This window comes from Neisseria sp. P0001.S005, from assembly GCF_051963715.1.
This window is the reverse complement of record NZ_JBQCTZ010000797.1, coordinates 1-358: the sequence shown is the minus strand read 5'-3', so window position 1 is coordinate 358 and position 358 is coordinate 1. Positions and strand designations below refer to the sequence as shown.

General features: G+C 48.0%; 1 protein-coding gene. It reads right to left on the bottom strand.

What is annotated here, in order from left to right; genetic code table 11:
- A partial coding sequence (locus tag ACTHSP_RS22935; protein WP_440347119.1) for an NAD(P)/FAD-dependent oxidoreductase occupies nucleotides 1–236 on the bottom strand: 236 nt, incomplete at its 3' end.
- Nucleotides 237–358: the final 122 nt, after the last annotated feature.

The window sequence follows — 358 nt, the reverse complement described above, 5'->3', positions numbered from 1 at the left end:
GCGCCTTTTTCTTTCCAATCAGGAATCAGCTCATTCAAAGAAATCGGATCGATGATGGCACCGGCAAGCGAGTGCGCACCGGCCTCCGAACCTTTCTCCACCACACAAACGCTGATTTCGCGTCCATTCTTTTCGGCAAGCTGCTTGAGTTTGATGGCGGCGGACAAACCCGACGGGCCTGCGCCGACAATCACGACATCGTATTGCATACTGTCGCGTTCGATGGTTTCTGTCATGGCGGTTCCTGTATTGTCATTATTGAATTTAATCCGCTAATTATACAGCCTGGACATATAGTTACCAAATACAACAAAAGGCCGTCTGAAACTTTACTCAAATTTCAGACGGCCTTTACTGT